This is a genomic window from Castellaniella sp., assembly GCF_049673105.1.
Taxonomy (GTDB): domain Bacteria; phylum Pseudomonadota; class Gammaproteobacteria; order Burkholderiales; family Burkholderiaceae_B; genus Castellaniella.
On record NZ_JBATXG010000006.1, the window covers coordinates 89,772 to 109,860 of the forward strand.

Below are 20,089 nucleotides of genomic sequence, written 5' to 3' on the forward strand. Positions count from 1 at the left end.
TTTCTTTTCAACGGCAGGTGCTAACATCGGCACCTGCCGTTTTCTTTTTGTGTGATTGTCATTCTTATGTCATCGATTGCTCCCGCCCAAGGCGCTGCGCTGGCCGACTGGCTGGCCTATCTGGAAACCCTGCATCCCAAAACCATCGATCTAGGGCTGGATCGCATTCGGGCGGTAGCCCAGCGTTTGGATCTGTCGCTGGGCTGCGTCAAGATCACCGTTGCCGGCACTAACGGCAAAGGCTCTACCTGCGCCATGCTGGAATCCATTTTGTTGGATGCCAACTATCGGGTCGGCCAGTACACCTCGCCGCACTTGCTGCGTTTCAACGAACGCATCCGCGTCAACGGTCAGGAAGCGTCCGACGCCGACATCGTGGCGCAGCTGGAACGTATCGAGGCAGTGCGAGGCGATACCACCCTGACGTATTTCGAGATGACGACGCTGGCGGCCCTGCTGTTGTTCCAGGCGTCGAATCTGGATGTGGTCGTCCTGGAAGTCGGTCTTGGGGGGCGCCTGGATGCCGTCAATCTGATCGACACGGACTGCGCCATTCTGACCAGCGTGGATCTGGACCACACGGCCTATCTGGGCGACACGCGCGAGGCTATCGGTTGGGAAAAGGCGCATATCTTCCGTCCCGGTAAACCGGCGGTCTGCGCCGACCCTGTGCCACCCCAGACCGTCATCGACTATGCCGCTGAAATCGGTGCGGATCTCTGGCGTTTCGGCATCGACTTCAATTATTCCGGCGACCGCCAGCAGTGGGCCTACGGGGGGCGCAATCAGCGCCGCAACGCCCTGGGCTATCCCGCTTTGCGTGGCGCCAATCAACTGCTGAATGCCGCGGCGGTTCTGGCCGCGCTGGAAAATCTACGTGACCGGCTGGTGGTGACCCAGCAGAACGTGCGCCAGGGCCTGCTGCACGTCAGCCTGCCGGGTCGCATGCAGATCCTGCCGGGCCTGCCGGCCACGATCCTGGATGTGGGCCACAACCCGCATGCAGCGGCGGCGGTGGGCCAGAATCTGGACAGCATGGGGCATTACCCCCACACCTACGCCGTGGTCGGCATGTTGCACGACAAGGACATCGAGGCCACGTTGTCGCGCCTGGCGGGACGGATCGACCGTTGGCTGTGCGCGACGCTGGAAGGGCCGCGCGGCACGACAGCTCAGGAACTGGCGGACGTCATCCACCGTCTCACCGGCGATACTGCGCCGCTGGATCCCTTTATCGCCCAATCGGCGGAAATCAAACGCGCCGACGGCAAGCCCGGCGTGCGCGCCGCCCCGCGACCGCCTGTTGCGGTGCGTGATGTGCAGGTTTCCACATTTGACAGTCCGGAACAAGCCTTTGCCGAAGCCCGTAAGCTGGCGACCGACAATGATAGAATTCTCGTGTTCGGGTCCTTTGCGACGGTTGGCCCGGTATTGCAGGTCCTGCGCCAGGAAGGCCGGGACGTCCTTTCTTGATCGGGCGGGAACGTCGGCCCGCCTTTAGCTAACGGGTAAGCTGCACGATGCTTTTTCGTCAAGGGACCGACGCGGGAAAACGCGCCGGCACACGCTCCGGCGGCGCGACCGAAGCCCAACTGAAAGAACTGCGCAGCAAGGCCCGCCGCCGCCTGATTGGCGCGTTGGCCTTGGTGCTGGCGGCCTTCATCGTGGTGCCCTGGTTGTTCGACGAACCTGCGCCAGACGATGCGCATGCGCCCGTCGTCGTGCCCGCTGCGCCGGCAGGTCTGCCGCCGACCTCCAGCATCCCGGCGCCTGTGGATGCCGCCCCGCATGCCGGTGATGACGCCGCCGCCAACCCGAACCAAGGCAGCGTGTCCGCGCCCGATCCGGCAAATGAGCCGAACAGCGCGCCGCATGCCCCGGAACCCGCCGCTGCGCAGCCCGAGTCGCCGGCAGTCGCCGTGCCCCCCATCCAGCCGCCTGCGCCGCCGCCCGCTGTCGACAAACCCGCTGAAGAACCCGCCAAACCAGCCAAGCCGGCAAAATCGATGGAACGTACCGACGATGGGTCTGTGGCGCTGGCGCTGCTGTCGGGAAAATCCCCGGACAATAAGGCTGCGTCGGCATCCGGGCAGGGACGCTACTACCTGCAGGTGGCCGCCTATACGACCGAACAGGACGCCCAGAGTCGGCGCGACAGCCTGCGTCAGGCTGGCGTCACGGATGCTTATGTCGAACGCGGTCAATCCGGCGGTCGCACCGTCTACCGGCTGCGTGTCGGGCCGTTTGGCTCGCACGAGGCCGCCCAGGCTGCCCAGGCCCGCCTGCGAGCCCTGGGATACCAGAACGGCCTGATCTCCGACAAGTGACCAGCTTCGACTACATTGTCCTGTCGATCGTGGTGGTGTCCTGCCTGATCGGCTTGCTGCGCGGCTTCTTGCGAGAAGTCCTGTCGCTGGTCGCCTATGTGGTGGCCTTTCTCGCCGCCATCTGGTGGGGGCCGACGGCATCCGTCTGGCTCGATACCCTGATAGACAACGGTTTGCTGCGCACCCTGGCTGCGTATGGCGCGATCTTCATCCTGGCGCTGCTGGCCGTCGGCCTGCTGAACATGGCGCTGGGCGCGCTGGTGGATCGCACCGGCCTGACCCCGGCCGATCATGGTCTGGGGGCTGTTTTCGGTGCAGTGCGGGGACTGGTGCTGGTGCTGGCCCTGGTGGGCCTGGCCGGTTACACGGAATTGCCCCAAGAACCCTGGTGGCAACAGGCCCGCACTTCTCAGGCCCTGACCAAAGGTTTTCAACAAGTCAAACTGCTGCTGCCCGTCGATGTGGCTCAGCTGCTTCCCTATTAGCCCGGAACTCAATCATGTGCGGAATCGTCGGTGTGATGGGCAAAAGCCCAGTCAATCAACTGATCTATGACAGTCTCTTGCTGCTGCAACACCGGGGTCAGGACGCTGCCGGAATAGCCACGGCGCACGAACAATTTTTCAGCATGCACAAGGCGCATGGCCTGGTGCGGGATGTCTTTCGCACCCGCAATATGCGCGCGCTGCCCGGCAATAGCGGGGTGGGGCAGGTGCGCTATCCCACGGCAGGATCCAGCGCCAGCGTGGATGAAGCCCAGCCTTTTTACGTCAATGCGCCGTTCGGCATCACGTTCGTCCACAACGGCAATCTGACCAACTGGCGCGAATTGCGCGAAGCCCTGTTCAAGCACGACCGGCGCCACATCAATACCAATTCCGACTCCGAAGTCCTGCTGAACGTGTTCGCTCACGAACTGCAACAGGCTTCCAACGGCGGCACGCTGGATGCCCATGCGGTGTTTCAGGCGGTGCGCGCCGTGCATCGTCGGGCCAAGGGCGCCTATGCCGTCATCGCCCGCATCAGCAGCTTCGGCCTGGTGGCGTTTCGTGATCCGCACGGTATCCGCCCTTTGTGCCTGGGCCGTCACGAGACGGAAGCGGGCGTCGAGTGGATGCTGGCGTCCGAATCGGTCGCGCTGACCGGCAGCGGATTTTCTCTGGTGCGCGATATTGCGCCTGGCGAAGCGCTGGTGATCACCGAAGACGGCGAGGTCAGCCACGAATTGTGCGGCGACCCGGATGCCGTCCAGACGCCTTGTGTCTTCGAATACGTATATTTTGCCCGCCCCGATTCCATCATGGACGGGGTCTCCATCTATGATGCCCGTCTGCATATGGGGGAATATTTGGCCGATAAAGTCGCCAAGACGCTGCGCCTGGGCGATGTGGACGTGGTGATGCCGATTCCCGATTCTTCCCGACCGTCCGCCATGCAACTGGCCTCGCGGCTGGGCTTGAACTACCGCGAGGGCTTCATCAAGAACCGCTATGTCGGGCGTACCTTCATCATGCCCGGCCAGGCGGTGCGCAAGAAATCCGTGCGCCAGAAGCTCAGCGCGATCGATCTCGAATTTCGCGGCAAGAACGTGCTGCTGGTGGACGATTCCATCGTGCGCGGCACCACCAGCCGGGAAATCGTCGATATGGCCCGCGCCGCCGGCGCCAACAAGGTCTATTTCGCCTCGGCGGCCCCGGCGGTACGCTATCCGAACGTCTACGGCATCGACATGCCGACGCAGACCGAACTGATCGCCACAGGCCGCGACACCGATCAGATCGCCCGCGAGATCGGCGCCGACAGCCTGGTCTATCAGGATCTGGACGATCTGGAACAATCGCTGCGCGACTTGAATCCCGCCTTGCAGGTCTTCGAGTCGTCCTGCTTCAACGGTCGCTACGTGACGGGCGACATCGATGCCGCCTATCTGGAACGCCTCAGCCAGTCGCGGGGCGGCCAGCCCATCCGCTCCGGCGCGATGACGCCAGCCGTGTCCGACGATAGTTGATATAGGCCTCCGACCTTGGGGGGCAGCAAGCAGCCATCAGGCTGTGCAGCGTGGGGGCGCTCCGACCGCCGGGCCGCCCCAAGGTCGGAGAAGCCCCCTTGGGGGGCAGCAAGCAGCCGTCAGGCTGCGCAGCGTGGGGGCTTTTACTTCCCCCTGGTCAGCACCCACAGGCACAAGGCCGTGCAGATCACGAACAGCATCAGCCCCCACAGCGCATATTCGATCCCCAGCAGGCTGACGCGCGCGTCCGCACAGCTGGCGTAGATGCCAAACAGCCAGGGCACGGCGGAATCCAGCCCTGATCCGGCAATGAAACGGTCCGCGAAGGTCTGTGCGCAGGAAAACGCATTGCTGGCCACGGAATACTGATACCAGGCGGCGATGATGCCGCCGATCCCTAGCGCTGCTCCCAGCACCGCGCCCGCCCGCCGGGCCAGGGCGGACCCCCAGCCGGTGCCGGCCAGACCGCAGACCGCCGCGATGGCGAGCAGGATCAGGCGCTGCAGCACGCACCAGGCGCATGGCTGCATACCGAACAGGTGCTGCGACACCAAGGCAAAGCCCACGGCGGCCAAGCACAGCAGGGATATGGATCTCAAGATGCGGTCGGATCGATTTTTGTTCATGAGGGATTGATCGGTGAAGTGGCCGGATGCGATCCGGAAATCGAGGGAGTATCGGCGTTGGCTGCCAGGGCGTCGAAGATATGGCGTTCGAACTGCATCTGGCCGCGCGTCTGTTCCAGGACGGCCCCTTGCAGGATGAAAATGTCTTCGACCCGGTCGCCCAGGGTCATGATTTTCGCCATTTTCAGACTGACGCCGTGGCGGGTGAAAACACGCGCCAGATCGTGCAGCAAACCGACGCGGTCCGCCGCGGTGACCGACAGACGCCAGATGCCGCCCTGCTCATCCGCCTGCAAGGTGATGCTGGGCATGATGGGAAAGACCCGCGAGCGCCGCGATCCCCGCCGCTGCAAAGTAGACGGGCGGGGCGAGGTGCTGGGCGGCGCCGCGAGCGCCGCTCGCAATTCGTGTTCGATGACACTGGCGTGGGCGCGATAGTCGCGGTCCCCGTCGGGCAGCAGCACGATGAAGCTGTCCAGCGCCCAACCTTGGCGTGTCGTATGGATGCGGGCATCCTGGATGCTCAGCCCGTGCCGGTCGAAATAGGTGCAGATGTCCATGAACAGATCGGCGCGGTCGGGAGCGTAAGCCAGAATCTGCAGCGCTTCGTTCTGCCCGAGAACCCGCGCGCGCACCACGGGGTCCGGCCCCTGAAAGCGGTGATACAGATGGCGCGTGTGCCAGGCGATTTCATTGGCATCGTGGCGCAGGAAATAGGCGACATCGAGCTGCGACCAGAAGGCATCGCGGCTCTCGTCGCGCAGGCCCAGGCGGCGGATCTCGGCGGCGGCGGCTTCTTTGCGCAGCGCCAGGATGGTACCGGTATCGGGCCTGGCGCCGCCCAGGGCTGCCAATGTCTGGTGATACAGATCGTCCAGCAGTTTGCCTTTCCAGGCATTCCAGACGCGGGGGCTGGTGCCGCGGATATCGGCTACCGTCAGCAGATAAAGGGCCGCCAGGCGCCGCTGTGTGCCGACCCGAGTGGCGAATTCGTGGATCACGCCGGGGTCGCTCAGATCGCGCTTCTGCGCTACCTGGGAAAGCGTCAGGTGCTCACGCACCAGGAATTCCAGCAGATCGGCTTGTTCGCGCAGTAGCTGATGCTGTCGGGCGAAACGGCGGACTTCGGCGGCGCCTAGCTGAGAATGATCGCCCCCCCGGCCCTTGGCGATGTCATGGAACAAGGCGGCCACGTACAGTAGCCAATGCTCGTCCAGGTCCGCGATGAGCTGGCTGGCCAAGGGATATTCCTGAGCGTGCTCCGGCATGGTGAAGCGCCGCAGATTGCGGATCACCATCAGGATGTGCTGATCCACCGTATAGGCGTGGAACAGATCGTGCTGCATCTGGCCGACGATGCGGCGAAAGACCGGCAGATAGCGCGGCAGGATATTCCACATCGTCATGTCGCGCATAGCGTGGACGATGCCGCGCGGCTGCTGCAGGATCTGCAGGAACTGCCGGCGGTTGACCGGGTTGTCGCGGAACTGCTTGTCGATGCGCCGCCGCGCATGCCAGATGGCCCGCAACGTGCCGGCTGCCATGCCTTGCAGCTCGGGATGCTGCTGCATGACCAGAAAGACACGCAACAGCAGGGCGGGATTGCGTTCGAACGCATCGGGGCGCTGCAGCGCCAGGTGGTCTCGGCGGATGCAGAAATCATCATCCAGGGCGACGGCATCGGCCTGCGGCAGGGGGAATAGATGCTCTTCCAGGCTTTGCATCAGCAAGCGATTCACCTGGCACACCACCCGCGCCGCCCAGTAGTAGCGCTGCATCAGCAGTTCGCTGGCGCGGCGGTGCGGCTGATCGGTAAAGCCGTAGATATGCGCCAGGCGCGGCTGCAGATCGAACAACACCCGGTCTTCGCGACGCCCCGCCAGCAGGTGCAATTCGATGCGCAGGCGTTTGAAGGCGCGTTCGGCCCGGCGCAAAGAACGGAATTCGGTCGGTGTCAGCAGATCGGTGCGGGCCACGGCCTTCCAGCTGACCCCCAAACCGGCAGCGCGTGCCAGCCACAGCAGCACCTGCAGGTCGCGCAGGCCGCCGGGGGCTTCCTTGCAGTTGGGTTCCAGCGCATAGGGCGTGTCCTGGTGGCGCGCGTGGCGCTGCTGCATTTCGGTGCGCTTGGCCAGATAGAATTCGCGCGGATCCAGATCTTCCTGCATCTGGGAGCTGAATGCCTGGAACAGATTTCGACTGCCCGCCAGCCAACGGGCCTCCAGCAGGGAAGTCTGCACCGTGATGTCTGCGCCGGCCTCGTGGCGGCATTGCGCCAGTGTGCGCACGCTATGGCCTGGTTCCAGGCCCGCATCCCACAGGGCGGCGATCAGAGCCTCTATCTGCTTGCGGTCATCGGCGTTCGGACTGCGTTCCAGCAGGATCAGGATGTCCAGGTCCGAACCAGGATAGAGTTCGCCGCGCCCGTAGCCGCCGACGGCAGCTACACAAGCGTCTTTAGGCAGCGGGTGGAGCTTCAGCAGTTCGCGGACCGCCTGATCGGCGATCCGACGCAAGGCGGTCAGCAGGGTTTCGGCGCGCAGCTGCTGGCGATATGTCGCGACGGCTTGCGCGCGGCGCGCCTGCAGGCGGCTGCGCAAGGCGGTCATGCCGTCTTGCGACGCGGAGATCATGCAGAGGCAGCGGCTTTGACGAGGGCCGGGGGCGGCGGCATGCCGGGCGAGACTGTCAGGACTTCGTAGCCCTGATCCGTCACCAGGATGCTGTGCTCCCATTGGGCCGACAGACTGTGGTCGCGAGTGACCACCGTCCATTGATCCGCCAGGGTGCGGATTTCGCGCCGTCCGGCGTTGATCATGGGTTCGATGGTGAAGATCATGCCGGCTTCCAGGCGCTGGCCCGTACCCGGTTTGCCGTAGTGCAGCACCTGCGGGTCTTGGTGAAAACGCCGACCGACGCCGTGGCCGCAGTATTCACGCACGACGGAAAAGCCGGCGGCCTCGGCATGCTGTTGAATGGCATGGCCGATGTCGCCCAGCGTGGCGCCGGGGCGGACTTGTTCGATGCCCAGCCACATGCATTCGTAGGTGGTTTCGGTCAGGCGCTTGGCCAGGATCGAGGGTTCGCCGACGTAGTACATGCGGCTGGTGTCGCCGAACCAGCCGTCCTTGATGATGGTGATGTCCATGTTCAGGATATCGCCGTTTTTCAGGACCTTATCGCCGGGGATCCCGTGGCAGATGACATGATTGACCGAGATGCAGATCGAGGCCGGGTAGGGCGGGTAGCCTGGCGGTGCGTAGCCCACCGTGGCGGATTCGACCTTCAGCACATTGGTCAGGTAATCCATGCACAGACGTTCAAGTTCCCCGGTGGTGACGCCGGCGCGCACATGCGGTGCCAGATAATCCAGGATGCTGGCGGCGGCTTGGCAGGCGGCGCGCATCTGGGAGAGTTCCTGGGGGTCTGTGATCAATGGAATCATGGGGAAAACTTGCTGAAAAGATAGGAAGAATAGTAGAATTATAGGCTTCGCTGTAAATAGCGTGCATAGCCACCCATGGGTGTCTGGGACGTGGGCCTTAATGCAGGTCATGTTAGTCCCGGATGCTGGCTATGTACAAGACCAAACCCTTTGGAGAATTTCCATGAGCCTCATGCGTGAAATGCTGGAAGCTGGTGTGCACTTTGGCCACCAGACCCGTTACTGGAATCCGAAAATGGCCGAATACATTTTCGGCCAGCGCAACAAGATTCACATCGTCAACCTGGAACGCACGGTTGCGAAATACCTGGAAGCCACGCAGTTCGTGCGTCAGGTGGCAGCCCGTGGCGGCAACGTGCTGTTTGTCGGCACGAAACGTTCCGCCCGCGAATTGCTGGCAGCCGAAGCCCAGCGTTGCGGCATGCCTTACGTCGACAGCCGCTGGCTGGGCGGCATGATGACCAACTTCAAGACGGTCAAAACGTCCATCAAACGCCTGAAGGACATGGAAGTCCAGCAAGCCGAAGGCGCGACCGAACACATGAGCAAAAAAGAAGCGCTCATGTTCGAACGCGAACTGACCAAGCTGAACAAGTCCATCGGCGGCATCAAGGACATGAACACGCTGCCCGAAGCCCTGTTCGTCATTGACGTCGGCTACCACAAGATCGCCGTGGCCGAAGCCCGCACCCTGGGCATCCCGGTGGTCGGCGTGGTCGATACCAACCACTCGCCCGAAGGCATCGATTACGTCATCCCCGGCAACGACGACTCGTCCAAGGCGATCACTCTGTATGCCCGCGGCATGGCCGATGCGGTGCTGGCCGGTCGTGAACAAAGCATCCACGGCTTGGTCGAAGAGCTGGCCGAAGGCGAAGAATTCATCGAGGTCGAGCAGGACACGCACGAGGAATAATCCTCTTCGTCCCCCTCATCTCACCGGCGCGGGTCCGCCCCGCGCCTGTCAGCCCGATACCGGCGCCTGCCGGTATCCGCATTGATCGAACAGGAGAATCTAATGGCTCAAATCACCGCCGCCATGGTCAAGGAACTGCGCGAAAAGACCGACGCGCCCATGATGGAATGCAAAAAGGCCCTGACAGAGGCTGATGGCGATCTGGCTCGTGCCGAAGAGCTGCTGCGCGTCAAGCTCGGCAGCAAGGCCTCCAAGGCCGCCAGCCGCGTTACCGCCGAAGGCCTGATCGGCCTGCACATCGCCGCCGACGGCAAAACCGGCGCACTGGTCGAAGTCAACTGCGAAACCGACTTCGTCGCTAAAAACGACGACTTCGTGGCATTCGTCAACGATCTGGCTCGTCTGGTCGCCCAACAGAATCCGGCTGACGTGGCCGCTCTGGGCCAATGCGCCATGGGCGAGGGCACGGTGGAATCCACCCGCGCCGCCCTGATCGGCAAGATCGGCGAAAACATGACTGTGCGTCGCTTCCAGCGCTTCGAGACCGTGGACGGTCTGAACAGCTACGTGCACGGCGGCCGTATCGGCGTGCTGGTTGATTTTGCCGGTGCGGACGAAATCGGCAAAGACCTGGCCATGCACATTGCCGCCACCAAGCCCCGCGCGCTGGACGCAGGCGGCGTGGATCCGGCCCTGATCGCCGCCGAACGCTCGGTCGCCGAGCAAAAAGCCGCTGAATCCGGCAAACCGGCTGAAATCGTCGCGAAAATGGTCGATGGCGCCGTGCAGAAATTCCTCAAGGAAGTCACCTTGCTGTCGCAGCCGTTCGTCAAGAACGATAAACAGTCCGTGGAACAGATGCTCAAGGAAAATAGCGCGCGCATCAACCGCTATACGCTGTTTGTCGTGGGCGAGGGCATCGAGAAGAAATCCGAGGATTTCGCAGCCGAAGTCGCCGCTGCCGCCAGCGGTTCCTGATTCCCTCTGATTCAGGTACGATGGCATCGCGCCGCGTGCGCGATGCCGTTTCACGTCTGTCCCGGACGTTTTCCTTTCTTTCTTCGTCCTTCCAGGAATCTGGTGCATGTCAAATCCAGCCTACAAGCGCGTCCTGTTGAAACTCTCAGGCGAGGCGCTGATGGGGGGTGATGCCTTCGGCATCAACCGCGCGACCATTCTTCGCATGACCGAAGAAATCCACGGCATTGTGTCGCTTGGCGTGCAGCTGGCCGTCGTCATCGGCGGCGGCAATATTTTCCGCGGTGTTGCGCCCGGCGCCCAGGGGATGGACCGCGCCACTGCCGATTACATGGGCATGCTGGCGACGGTCATGAACGGCCTGGCCCTGCAGGACGCCCTGAAGAATCACGGTGTAGACGCCCGCGTCCAATCGGCCCTGAATATCGATCAGGTGGTCGAACGCTACATTCGCCCGAAGGCCTTGCGCTACCTGGAAGAAGGCAAGGTCGTGATCTTTGCCGCCGGTACCGGCAACCCGTTTTTCACGACGGATACCGCCGCTGCCCTGCGCGGGGCCGAAATCGGCGCCGAAATCGTGCTGAAAGCCACCAAGGTCGACGGGATCTACAGCGCCGATCCCAATAAGGACCCCAGCGCCACCCGCTATTCGCGCATCAGCTTCGATGAGGCCATCGTGCGTCGCCTCGAAGTCATGGATGCCACCGCCTTCGCCTTGTGCCGCGACCAGAAACTGCCAATCAAGGTTTTTTCGATCAACAAACCGGGAGCCCTGCGTCGCGTCGTCTGCGGCGAAGACGAAGGCACCCTGGTGCAGGTATAGGAATCCTCATGAGCCTTTCCGACCTTCGCCGCTCGACTGACGAGCGCATGGGCAAGACCATCGAATCCCTGAAGACCAACCTGGGCAAAATCCGCACTGGCCGCGCACATGCCGGCATTCTGGATCACGTGCAGGTGGAATATTACGGTTCTCCCGTGCCGGTCAGCCAGGTGGCCAACGTCACGGTGATCGACGCCCGCACCCTCAGCGTCCAGGTCTGGGAAAAATCCCTGGCCGCGGCGGTGGATAAGGCTATCCGCGAATCCGATCTGGGGCTCAACCCCATCGCCATGGGCGACAACATCCGGGTGCCCATGCCGGCCCTGACCGAAGAGCGCCGCCGCGATCTGACCAAGGTCGTGCGAGGCGAGGGCGAAGACGCCAAGGTCGCCGTGCGCAATCTGCGCCGCGACGCCAACGACACCCTGAAAAAGCTGCTCAAGGACAAGGATATCTCCGAAGACGACGAGCGCCGCGGCCAGGACGAGATTCAAAAGCTCACGGACCGCTACGTGGCCGATATCGACAAGCTCGTCACTCAGAAAGAAGCCGAGATCATGACGGTCTGATCGCCGCCACTGGATTGATCGCAGCCGCATGACCGACAGCTCCACACGCAGCATTCCCGAGACCGGGCAAACCCCTCGACACGTGGCCATCATCATGGATGGCAATGGACGATGGGCGACGCAGCGCCTGCTGCCGCGTACGGCAGGTCATGTGCGCGGCGTGCAGGCAGTCCGCCGCGCCGTCGAGGCCTGCGGAAACCGGGGCGTCGAGTACCTGACGCTATTCGCCTTCAGTTCCGAGAACTGGCGGCGCCCGGCCCAGGAAGTCTCGCTGCTGATGAAGCTGTTCGTGCGCACCCTGGAAAAAGAAGTCGATAAACTCATCGCCCAGGGGGTGCGCTTGCGCATCGTGGGGGATTTGACGCCTTTCGATCGTAAATTGCAGGATCTGATCCGCGACGCCGAAGCCCGCACCGCCGGGCAATCGTCGCTGGTGCTGACCATTGCCGCCAACTATGGCGGGCGCTGGGATATTCTGCAGGCCACCAGGGCCTTGCTGGCGGATCGTCCCGATCTGGCCGCCCATCCGGAACAATTGGACGAGGACGCCCTGAGCGCCCATTTGGCGATGGCCTATGCGCCGGAACCCGACCTGTTCATCCGCACGGGCGGCGAGCAACGCATCTCCAATTTCCTGGTGTGGCAGCTCGCCTATACCGAACTGTATTTCACCCCCTGCTACTGGCCTGATTTCGGCGCGCAGGACATCGATCAGGCCTTTGCCTGGTATCGTGACCGGGAGCGGCGCTTTGGTCGCACCAGCGAACAGTTGCGCGCGTCGACCTGAAGGAAGCCCCATGCTGCGTCAAAGAATCATTACCGCGATCATTCTGTTGCTGATTGTCGCGGGCGCTGTGACGGCGTCCACCCCCTGGCCCATGCTGTCGTTGCTGACCATCATGACTGCCTGCGCTTTGTGGGAATGGTGGCGGCTGGTGTGGCCGCGCCCGCTGGTGCGGGGTGTGGCGGCCTTTCTGACGGCCTGCATCCTGGGGGTGGTGTCTCGGCTGCTGGTAGATGGTCAGGCGGATTTGCAGCGCGTGTTTCAAACGATCCTGCTGCCGCTGGCGGTGCTGTTCTGGGCCGTGCCGGCGCTCTGGATGGTGGTGCGGGCCCAGGTGCCGGGTCGCTGCCCGGCGGCAGGGCTGGCGCTGGCCGGCGGACTGACGCTGCTGGCGACCTGGTATGCCCTGGCATGGATTTTCGTGCAGTATGGCGCGGCGGCGCTGATCAGTCTGTGGGCTTTGATCTGGTGCGCCGATATTGCTGCTTACTTTACCGGCCGCAGTCTGGGGCGCCATAAGCTGGCGCCGCGCGTCAGTCCGGGCAAGACCTGGGAAGGGGCGCTGGGTGGCGTGCTGGCGGCCACGCTCTGGCTGCTGGCCACGGCGGTCTGGTGGCCTGACAGCTATGGGGCCTTGCTGCTGCCGCGCCTGGGGTGGCCGGGCCTGGTCCTGGTCGGCATTGTTCTGGCCGCCTGGTCTATCATCGGGGATCTGTTCGAGTCCCTGCTCAAGCGCCGCGCCGGCGTCAAAGATTCCAGCCAGCTGCTGCCGGGGCACGGCGGGGTGTACGATCGGATTGATGCCGTGCTGCCGGTCGCGCCGGCGGCCATTCTTTTGTTGCTGCTCGGGTAAGGCCATGTCTGCTGTCCAACGTCTGTGTATCCTGGGTTCCACTGGGTCCATCGGGGTCAGCACCCTGGACGTCGTGGCCCGCCATCCGGATCGGCTGTCGGTTCACGCACTCAGCGCTCATAGCCGCATGGAATCGCTGGCCGCCCAGGCGGCGGAGCATCGCGCCCGGGTCGTGATCGTGCCCGACGACGCTGCGCGACAGCGCTTTCTGGCCGCCTGGCCCCCCGGCCTGCCGATCCCCGAGATCCGTCAGGGCGCGCAAGCGCTGGCCGACACGGCTGCGGATTCCGAGGTCACCACCGTCATGGCCGCCATCGTGGGGGCTGCCGGCCTGCCGGGCGCTCTGGCGGCGGCTCACGCCGGCAAGCGCGTGCTGCTGGCCAACAAAGAGGCGCTGGTGGCCGCCGGCACCCTGTTCATGCAGGCCGTCCGCGATGCGGGGGCTGAACTCCTGCCCATCGATAGCGAACACAATGCGATTTTCCAGTGTCTGCCCCAGTCCGCGGATCGCGCGCGCGCGCCGGCCCAGCCGGCGGCTGGCGTGCGCCGGCTGCTGCTGACCGCGTCGGGCGGCCCCTTTCGCTGTACGGCGCTGGACCAACTGGAACACGTCACCCCCGAGCAGGCGTGCACCCACCCGAACTGGAGCATGGGGCGCAAGATTTCGGTGGATTCCGCCACCATGCTGAACAAAGGCCTGGAAGTCATCGAGGCGCATTGGCTGTTCGCCATGCCGATGGAACGCATCCAGGTCGTGATTCATCCGCAAAGCATCGTCCATTCGATGGTGGAGTACACAGACGGGTCCATCCTGGCCCAGCTGGGCCAGCCGGATATGCGCACCCCCATCGCCTTTGGTCTGGGCTATCCGGATCGCATCGATAGCGGGGTAGGGCTGCTGGAACTCACCCGCCTGGGGCGTCTGGATTTCGAAGCCCCTGACCTGCAGCGCTTTCCCTGCTTGAAACTCTCGCTGGACGCCTTGAAGCAAGGGCAGAACGCCTGCATCACCCTGAACGCCGCCAACGAGGTCGCCGTCGACGGCTTTCTGCAGGGGCGCATCCGATATACTCAGATACCCGCCATCATCGAACGCTGTCTGGACGCATCCGGCAGCGTCGGTGCCCGGACACCTGCCTCGCTGGACGAAGTCCTGGATCTGGATGCTCAGACCCGCCGGACCGCTTCCAGCTACTGCCAGATGGCCCTGCGCTGATCCTGCATGTTATTGACGCTGCTTTCCTTCATTCTGGCCCTGGGCCTGCTGGTTACCTTTCACGAACTGGGCCATTATTGGGTCGCCCGTCGGTGCGGGGTGCGCATCCTGCGCTTTTCCGTGGGGTTTGGCCCGATTCTGCTGCGCCGCACCGACCGCCGCGGAACGGAATGGGCGCTGTCGGCCATCCCGTTGGGCGGCTATGTGAAAATGCTGGACGAGGCGCCCCCCGGCGCAGATGCCGCCACGCAACGGTCCGCTTTCAATGCCCAGCCTTTGTCCCGCCGGGTAGCGGTGGTCGCGGCAGGGCCGATCGCCAATCTGGTGCTGGCGGCGCTCATCTACGCCTTCCTGGGGATGTGGGGCGCTCAAGAACCCGCCGCCATTCTGGCCAGTCCCGCTGACGGCACACCGGCGGCCCAGGCCGGCTTGCAGGCGGGCGACCGACTTGCGGCCGTGAACGGCGAGCCGGTGGCTTCCTGGACCCAAGCGCGTTGGCAGTTGCTCGAACCCCTGGCCCAGGGCGGGCGGGTGACGCTGCTTGTGCAGACTCCCGGTCAGGCGGATCGCCAGGCGACGCTGCAACTGGCTGCGCACAATTTTGGCCCGGACGGCCCCGATCCGCTGGTCCAGGCGGGACTGGCGCTGCAGGCGCCGCAGGCGGTCATCGGTCCCCTGAGCCCCGATGGGGTCGCCCAGCAAGCCGGCCTGCTGCCGGGCGACGTCATCCTGGCAGTGGCAGGAAAGCCACAACCGTCTGTCCAGGAATTCGTGCAGATCGTCCAGGATCACGCCGGCCAGCCGCTGTCGCTGACCGTCGAACGGCAGGCGACCGTGCTGAATCTGCACGTGGCGCCGGCGTCCGTGACCGAGGCCGGGCGGGAGATCGGTCGGATCGGCGCGCTGGTGGAGGGCCGCCAGCCCCTGGTGCTGGTGCGCCTGGGGCCGCTGGACAGCCTCTGGTCGGGTGTACGTCGAACCTGGGATACGAGTGTGTTCACCGTGCGCATGATGGGCCGCATGGTGGTGGGCGCTGTTTCCTGGCGTAACATCAGCGGGCCGGTCACGATCGCCGAATATGCCGGCCAGACGGCTCGCATCGGGCTGGAAGCCTATCTGCACTTTCTGGCGCTGATCAGCATCAGTATCGGCGTCCTGAATCTGCTGCCCATTCCCATGCTGGATGGCGGCCATCTCTTGTTTTATTTGATCGAGGCCTTGCGTGGCGGGCGGCCGGTATCAGAGCGTGTCCGCGACCTCGGATCCCGGATCGGCATCAGTGTGGTATTCGGTCTGATGTTTCTTGCCTTGTTCAATGATTTTTCGCGGCTTTTCAGGTGATCGGATTGTGACTTACAATCGCGCATCACTTATCCCATGTCCCTGCTACGGCTGAAAAGGATTGCCAGGATGTCGTCTCTCCGGAACTCTCGTCTCATCAAGCGTGCCATTCCCGTGGTGCTGGCTGCATTGCTGGCGCCGACCGTGGCCGCCGCCTTTACCCCGTTTGTCGTACGCGATATTCAGGTTCAGGGCATTGAACGGGTCGATCCGGGCACGATCTTCACGTATCTGCCCGTCAAGATCGGACAAACATTTACTGAAGAAGAAGCCGCCAGCGCCATTCAAAAGCTCTATGGCACGGGCTTCTTCAGCGACGTCAAGATCGATTCGCGCGCCGACGTGCTGGTGGTGTCCGTCAAAGAACGGCCGACCATCGCGTCCCTCAACTTCAACGGCATGCGCGAATTCGATGCCAAGGCGTTGACGAAATCCCTGTCCCAGGTCGGTTTCGGCCAGGGGCGGATCTTCGATCAGGCCATGCTGGACCGCGCTGTCTTCGAACTGAAACAACAGTACCTGTCCAAGGGCAAGTACGGGGTGCAGATCAGCCCCGTCATCACGCCGCTGCCGCGCAATCGCGTGGGGGTCAGCTTCGATATCTTCGAAGGCGATGTCGCCACGATCGCCAAGATCGAATTCATCGGCAACAAGGCGTTCTCGGCAGGCACCCTGGAAGACCAGCTGGAGCTGACCACCGGCGGCTTCATGACCTGGTATACGGGCACCAATAAATATTCGCGCGAAAAGCTCGAAGGCGATGCCGAGCGCATCCGCTCGTACTACCTGGATCGCGGCTACCTGGAATTTTCCATGGAACCCCCGCAGGTCACGATCTCACCGGATCGCCAGAATATCTACATCACCATGACGGTGCATGAAGGCGAACCCTACAAGCTGGGCCAGATCGACATGGCTGGCGACCTGCTGGGCCTGGAGGACAAACTCCAGCCGCTGCTCACCGTCAAAGAAGGCGAGACGTTCTCGGCGGAGAAAACCAACGCGGTCGCCAAATCCTTGACCGATTATCTGGGTTCGCTGGGCTACGCCTTTGCCAACGTCAACCCGAATCCGGTGCTGGATCACGACACGCACGTCGCCAAGCTGACCTTCTATGTCGATCCGGGCCGCCGTGTTTACGTGCGCCGGATCAACGTCGGCGGCAATACCCGCACCCGGGATGAAGTCGTGCGCCGGGAAATGCGCCAGCAGGAAGCCGCCTGGTACGATGCCTCCAGCATCAAAACCTCAAAGGAACGGATCGACCGCCTGGGATATTTTAGCGAACTCGACGTCAAGACCGAGCCGGTGCCGGGTTCTCCCGACGAAGTCGACGTCAATGTGGACGTCAAGGAAAAGCCCACCGGCATGATCAATCTGGGCGTGGGCTATGGCACCACGGACAAACTGATGCTGTCGGCCGGCATCAGCCAGGACAACGTCTTTGGCAGCGGCAATTCCTTGTCGCTGAACGTCAATACCAGCAAGACCAACCGGGCTGCCGTGCTCTCGCACACCAACCCCTACTGGACGCAGGACGGCATCAGCAAGACCACCTCGATCTACTACCGCCGCACCACGCCGTACGACGTGGCCGACAGCGGTTCGCTGGGCTGGTACACCGTAGAAGCCATGGGCCTGGGCCTGAATTTCGGGGTGCCGATTTCCGAAGTCGACCGTATCTTCGCCGGCGTGACCTTCGAGCGCAATTCGCTCAAGGACATCAATCGGTGCACGACGACGAATTGCAACCCGGCACCGCTGGCCTACCAGGATTTCGCAGACCAGTATGGCGAAACCACCAATGCCGGCATCTTCAACGTGGGCTGGGCGAAAGACACCCGCGACAGCGCACTGGCGCCGCATCGGGGCAGCTTCACACGTCTGTCCGCCGACGTGTCCACCATGGACTTGCGTTACTACAAGCTGTCGGGGCAGCAGCAGTACTACCTGCCCCTGGGCCGCGCCTTTACGCTGGCATTCAACGGCCAGATGGACTGGGCCAAGGTTTACGGCAACAGCAACAAGCCTTTCCCGGTGATCAAGAACATGTATGCCGGCGGCATCGGTTCGGTGCGCGGCTACGAGGGTTCATCGCTGGGGCCGCGCGACACCTTGACCGACACCTACCTGGGCGGCTCGAAACGCATCGTGGGTAATATCCAGTTGTATCTGCCTTTCCCCGGCGCGACGCGTGATCGTACCCTGCGCTGGTTCATGTTCACCGACGCGGGGCAGATCTCCAACACCGATGGCTCCCCATGCGCCCAAGGGCAGTCTGGTCAGGTGGCCGATCCTTGCGGCTGGAAATACTCCGCAGGTCTGGGCCTGTCCTGGGAATCGCCGCTGGGTCCCTTGCAGCTCTCGTTTGGCCGGGCGCTGAACGCCAAGGAAGGCGACCAGAAACAAGCATTTCAATTCCAGATCGGGACAGGTTTCTGATTCGATCGTTTAATGGCACAATAGTCCTCTTTTATCGCAGCGTTGATCGCAGGTGGTTTTGTCATCATGACTCTTTCAGGTTTGAATGTTTCAACTTTGGCGCAACGCGCCATGTCCAGCCACCGTGCTTTGGCGGTAGCTGCTGCGATCGGCTTGGGCGCGCTGTTTGTCGCCCCGGCGTATGCTCAGGCAACCAAGATCGGCTTCGTCAGCACAGAGCGCATCCTGCGGGATTCCAAGCCCGCCAAGGCCGCCCAGACCAAAATCGAATCCGAATTCAAGAAACGCGACCAGGATCTGCAGAAGCTCTCGGACAGCCTGCGGTCCCAGGCGCAACAACTGGACAAGGACGCGCCCGTGCTGTCCGAGTCCGAACGTGTCAAGCGCCAGCGTCAATTGCAGGACATGGATTCCGATCTGCAGCGCAAGCGCCGTGAGTTCCAGGAAGACTTCAACCGTCGTCGCAACGAGGAATTCTCCGCCATCGTGGAAAAGGCCGACGCTGCGATCAAGAAAATCGCCGAACAGCAGAATTACGATCTGATCATCCAGGACGCCGTGACCGTCAGTCCGCGCGTGGACATCACCGATCAGGTCATCAAGGCGCTGGGCGGCTGATTTCCAATGCCGGTGTTGCTTGCGCCCCAGCGGGCTCCTGCGCTGCCACAGCTTTTGCAGGCTGCAGACTCGGTCGGGCTGGGGTGCAGCATCACCGGTACGGTGTCGGCTGATGCCTTGCGCATCGCGGGCATAGGCTCCCTGCATACCGCCGGGCCGACGGAAATCAGCTTTCTGTCCAATCCGCGCTTGCAAGGACAGTTGGCCGAATGCCAGGCTGCCGCCGTGATTCTGCGCCCTCAGGACTGGGCGGAATTCCAGGCCCAGCATCCGGAATCTCCCGCTTGGGTCGCCGTGTTGTGCAGCCAACCCTATCTGATGTACGCCCTGCTGGCGCAGTGGTTCGATCAGCATCGCCTGGCCGGTCTGCCTTCGGGCATACACCCCAGCGCGGTGGTGGCCGACGATGCAGTCCTGGAAGACGGCGTGCATGTCGGGCCTTTGGCTGTGATCGAATCGCGCACCCGGATCGGCGCCGGTACCCGGATCGGCCCTGGCTGCGTGATCGGGCCGGACTGCGTCATCGGGCGCGACAGTCTGCTGCATGCGCACGTCACGCTTTATCATGGGGTCAAAGTAGGCGACCGGGCCATTTTGCATGGCGGCGTGGTGCTGGGCGCCGACGGTTTTGGTTTTGCTCCCGACCCCAGGACGCCAGGCGCCTGGGCGAAAATCGCTCAACTGGGCGGTGTGCAGATCGGCAATGACGTCGAGATCGGCGCCAATACCACGGTGGATCGTGGCGCGGTCGAGGACACGGTTTTGGGTGACGGGGTCAAGCTCGATAACCAGATCATGATCGGCCATAATTGCCGCATCGGAGACCACACCGCCATGGCTGCCTGCGTGGGGGTGGCAGGATCCACCATCATGGGCCAGCGGTGCGTCATCGGCGGCGCGGCCATGTTCGGCGGCCATCTGACGCTGGGAGACGATGTCCATATTTCCGGCGGAACGGCGGTGACATCCGATATTCTGACTGCCGGTCGTTATACCGGCGTCTTTCCTGTGGCCGAGCATGGGGCATGGCAGCACAATGCAGCGGTCATCGGCCAGTTGGCGCAATTACGCAAGCGCGTGCGCACGACAGAGCGGCAAGCAGCCAGCCTGGCTGAATTGATGAATTACAAGCAGGACACATAA

18 protein-coding genes are annotated in these 20,089 nt (G+C 63.1%); 15 read left to right on the top strand and 3 right to left on the bottom strand.

Annotated elements, in window-relative coordinates; all coding sequences use genetic code 11:
- Nucleotides 1-66 precede the first annotated feature (66 nt).
- From folC to purF, 4 genes are read left to right on the top strand one after another with little or no spacing between them, the layout of a single operon-like run.
- Nucleotides 67-1,473, top strand: a complete 1,407-nt coding sequence (gene folC / locus WBF69_RS01740; protein ID WP_424260589.1) for a bifunctional tetrahydrofolate synthase/dihydrofolate synthase — start codon at nt 67-69, stop codon at nt 1,471-1,473.
- 47 nt (nt 1,474-1,520) lie between these two features.
- Nucleotides 1,521-2,327: an SPOR domain-containing protein gene (locus WBF69_RS01745; RefSeq protein WP_424260591.1), complete on the top strand. Its 807-nt coding sequence runs from the start codon at nt 1,521-1,523 to the stop codon at nt 2,325-2,327.
- The gene (locus WBF69_RS01750) at nt 2,324-2,812 is read left to right on the top strand and encodes a CvpA family protein (protein ID WP_424260593.1); all 489 of its coding nucleotides are present in this window, start codon (nt 2,324-2,326) and stop codon (nt 2,810-2,812) included. The genes WBF69_RS01745 and WBF69_RS01750 overlap by 4 nt, the downstream gene beginning before the upstream one ends.
- Nucleotides 2,813-2,826: 14 nt before the next feature.
- Nucleotides 2,827-4,335 carry an amidophosphoribosyltransferase gene (gene purF / locus WBF69_RS01755; RefSeq protein ID WP_424260595.1) on the top strand — a complete coding sequence of 503 codons (1,509 nt, stop codon included), beginning with the start codon at nt 2,827-2,829 and terminating at the stop codon, nt 4,333-4,335.
- A gap of 143 nt (nt 4,336-4,478) precedes the next feature.
- Here the strand turns inward: purF and WBF69_RS01760 are convergent, their stop codons facing one another.
- The 3 genes from WBF69_RS01760 to map are packed head-to-tail and all read right to left on the bottom strand — an operon-like array spanning nt 4,479 to nt 8,403.
- Nucleotides 4,479-4,961: a disulfide bond formation protein B gene (locus tag WBF69_RS01760; RefSeq protein ID WP_424260597.1), complete on the bottom strand. Its 483-nt coding sequence runs from the start codon at nt 4,959-4,961 to the stop codon at nt 4,479-4,481.
- Entirely contained in the window at nt 4,958-7,594 is a 2,637-nt protein-coding gene (locus tag WBF69_RS01765; RefSeq protein WP_424260599.1) for a [protein-PII] uridylyltransferase, read from the bottom strand. The genes WBF69_RS01760 and WBF69_RS01765 overlap by 4 nt, the downstream gene beginning before the upstream one ends.
- Entirely contained in the window at nt 7,591-8,403 is an 813-nt protein-coding gene (gene map, locus WBF69_RS01770; RefSeq protein ID WP_424260869.1) for a type I methionyl aminopeptidase, read from the bottom strand. The genes WBF69_RS01765 and map overlap by 4 nt, the downstream gene beginning before the upstream one ends.
- A gap of 166 nt (nt 8,404-8,569) precedes the next feature.
- Here map and rpsB point away from each other — a divergent pair, with 166 nt between their 5' ends.
- The 11 genes from rpsB to lpxD all read left to right on the top strand — a co-directional run bounded on the left by rpsB (nt 8,570) and on the right by lpxD (nt 20,089).
- Complete coding sequence (gene rpsB, locus WBF69_RS01775) at nt 8,570-9,322, top strand: 30S ribosomal protein S2 (RefSeq protein ID WP_424260601.1); 753 nt, start codon at nt 8,570-8,572, stop codon at nt 9,320-9,322.
- A gap of 102 nt (nt 9,323-9,424) precedes the next feature.
- Nucleotides 9,425-10,300, top strand: coding sequence for a translation elongation factor Ts (gene tsf / locus WBF69_RS01780; protein ID WP_424260603.1), 876 nt, complete (start codon nt 9,425-9,427; stop codon nt 10,298-10,300).
- 106 nt (nt 10,301-10,406) lie between these two features.
- Entirely contained in the window at nt 10,407-11,123 is a 717-nt protein-coding gene (pyrH, locus tag WBF69_RS01785) for a UMP kinase (RefSeq protein WP_323017510.1), read from the top strand.
- Nucleotides 11,124-11,131: 8 nt separating this feature from the next.
- On the top strand, nt 11,132-11,692 hold the full coding sequence (frr, locus tag WBF69_RS01790; protein ID WP_424260605.1) for a ribosome recycling factor: 561 nt from the start codon (nt 11,132-11,134) through the stop codon (nt 11,690-11,692).
- A 28-nt stretch (nt 11,693-11,720) separates the two neighbouring features.
- Nucleotides 11,721-12,479, top strand: coding sequence for a polyprenyl diphosphate synthase (gene uppS, locus WBF69_RS01795; protein WP_424260607.1), 759 nt, complete (start codon nt 11,721-11,723; stop codon nt 12,477-12,479).
- 10 nt (nt 12,480-12,489) lie between these two features.
- Nucleotides 12,490-13,329 carry a phosphatidate cytidylyltransferase gene (locus WBF69_RS01800; RefSeq protein WP_424260609.1) on the top strand — a complete coding sequence of 280 codons (840 nt, stop codon included), beginning with the start codon at nt 12,490-12,492 and terminating at the stop codon, nt 13,327-13,329.
- A gap of 4 nt (nt 13,330-13,333) precedes the next feature.
- Nucleotides 13,334-14,545 (top strand): 1-deoxy-D-xylulose-5-phosphate reductoisomerase, encoded by a 1,212-nt coding sequence (gene ispC, locus WBF69_RS01805; RefSeq protein ID WP_424260611.1) that lies wholly within the window; start codon nt 13,334-13,336, stop codon nt 14,543-14,545.
- Nucleotides 14,546-14,551: 6 nt separating this feature from the next.
- Complete coding sequence (gene rseP, locus WBF69_RS01810; protein WP_424260613.1) at nt 14,552-15,886, top strand: RIP metalloprotease RseP; 1,335 nt, start codon at nt 14,552-14,554, stop codon at nt 15,884-15,886.
- Between the two features lie 69 nt (nt 15,887-15,955).
- Nucleotides 15,956-18,328 (top strand): outer membrane protein assembly factor BamA, encoded by a 2,373-nt coding sequence (bamA, locus tag WBF69_RS01815; protein WP_424260615.1) that lies wholly within the window; start codon nt 15,956-15,958, stop codon nt 18,326-18,328.
- A 66-nt stretch (nt 18,329-18,394) separates the two neighbouring features.
- Nucleotides 18,395-18,946, top strand: coding sequence for an OmpH family outer membrane protein (locus WBF69_RS01820; protein ID WP_424260617.1), 552 nt, complete (start codon nt 18,395-18,397; stop codon nt 18,944-18,946).
- Nucleotides 18,947-18,952: 6 nt separating this feature from the next.
- Nucleotides 18,953-20,089: a UDP-3-O-(3-hydroxymyristoyl)glucosamine N-acyltransferase gene (lpxD, locus tag WBF69_RS01825; protein ID WP_424260619.1), complete on the top strand. Its 1,137-nt coding sequence runs from the start codon at nt 18,953-18,955 to the stop codon at nt 20,087-20,089.

What these genes read in the sequence shown, in the direction of transcription:
- folC (WP_424260589.1), top strand. Translation starts at nt 67, where the DNA reads ATGTCATCGATTGCTCCCGCCCAAGGCGCTGCGCTGGCCGACTGGCTG.
- WBF69_RS01745 (WP_424260591.1), top strand. Translation starts at nt 1,521, where the DNA reads ATGCTTTTTCGTCAAGGGACCGACGCGGGAAAACGCGCCGGCACACGC.
- purF (WP_424260595.1), top strand. Translation starts at nt 2,827, where the DNA reads ATGTGCGGAATCGTCGGTGTGATGGGCAAAAGCCCAGTCAATCAACTG.
- WBF69_RS01760 (WP_424260597.1), bottom strand. Translation starts at nt 4,961, where the DNA reads ATGAACAAAAATCGATCCGACCGCATCTTGAGATCCATATCCCTGCTG.
- WBF69_RS01765 (WP_424260599.1), bottom strand. Translation starts at nt 7,594, where the DNA reads ATGATCTCCGCGTCGCAAGACGGCATGACCGCCTTGCGCAGCCGCCTG.
- rpsB (WP_424260601.1), top strand. Translation starts at nt 8,570, where the DNA reads ATGAGCCTCATGCGTGAAATGCTGGAAGCTGGTGTGCACTTTGGCCAC.
- tsf (WP_424260603.1), top strand. Translation starts at nt 9,425, where the DNA reads ATGGCTCAAATCACCGCCGCCATGGTCAAGGAACTGCGCGAAAAGACC.
- pyrH (WP_323017510.1), top strand. Translation starts at nt 10,407, where the DNA reads ATGTCAAATCCAGCCTACAAGCGCGTCCTGTTGAAACTCTCAGGCGAG.
- frr (WP_424260605.1), top strand. Translation starts at nt 11,132, where the DNA reads ATGAGCCTTTCCGACCTTCGCCGCTCGACTGACGAGCGCATGGGCAAG.
- uppS (WP_424260607.1), top strand. Translation starts at nt 11,721, where the DNA reads ATGACCGACAGCTCCACACGCAGCATTCCCGAGACCGGGCAAACCCCT.
- WBF69_RS01800 (WP_424260609.1), top strand. Translation starts at nt 12,490, where the DNA reads ATGCTGCGTCAAAGAATCATTACCGCGATCATTCTGTTGCTGATTGTC.
- ispC (WP_424260611.1), top strand. Translation starts at nt 13,334, where the DNA reads ATGTCTGCTGTCCAACGTCTGTGTATCCTGGGTTCCACTGGGTCCATC.
- rseP (WP_424260613.1), top strand. Translation starts at nt 14,552, where the DNA reads ATGTTATTGACGCTGCTTTCCTTCATTCTGGCCCTGGGCCTGCTGGTT.
- bamA (WP_424260615.1), top strand. Translation starts at nt 15,956, where the DNA reads ATGTCGTCTCTCCGGAACTCTCGTCTCATCAAGCGTGCCATTCCCGTG.
- WBF69_RS01820 (WP_424260617.1), top strand. Translation starts at nt 18,395, where the DNA reads ATGACTCTTTCAGGTTTGAATGTTTCAACTTTGGCGCAACGCGCCATG.
- lpxD (WP_424260619.1), top strand. Translation starts at nt 18,953, where the DNA reads ATGCCGGTGTTGCTTGCGCCCCAGCGGGCTCCTGCGCTGCCACAGCTT.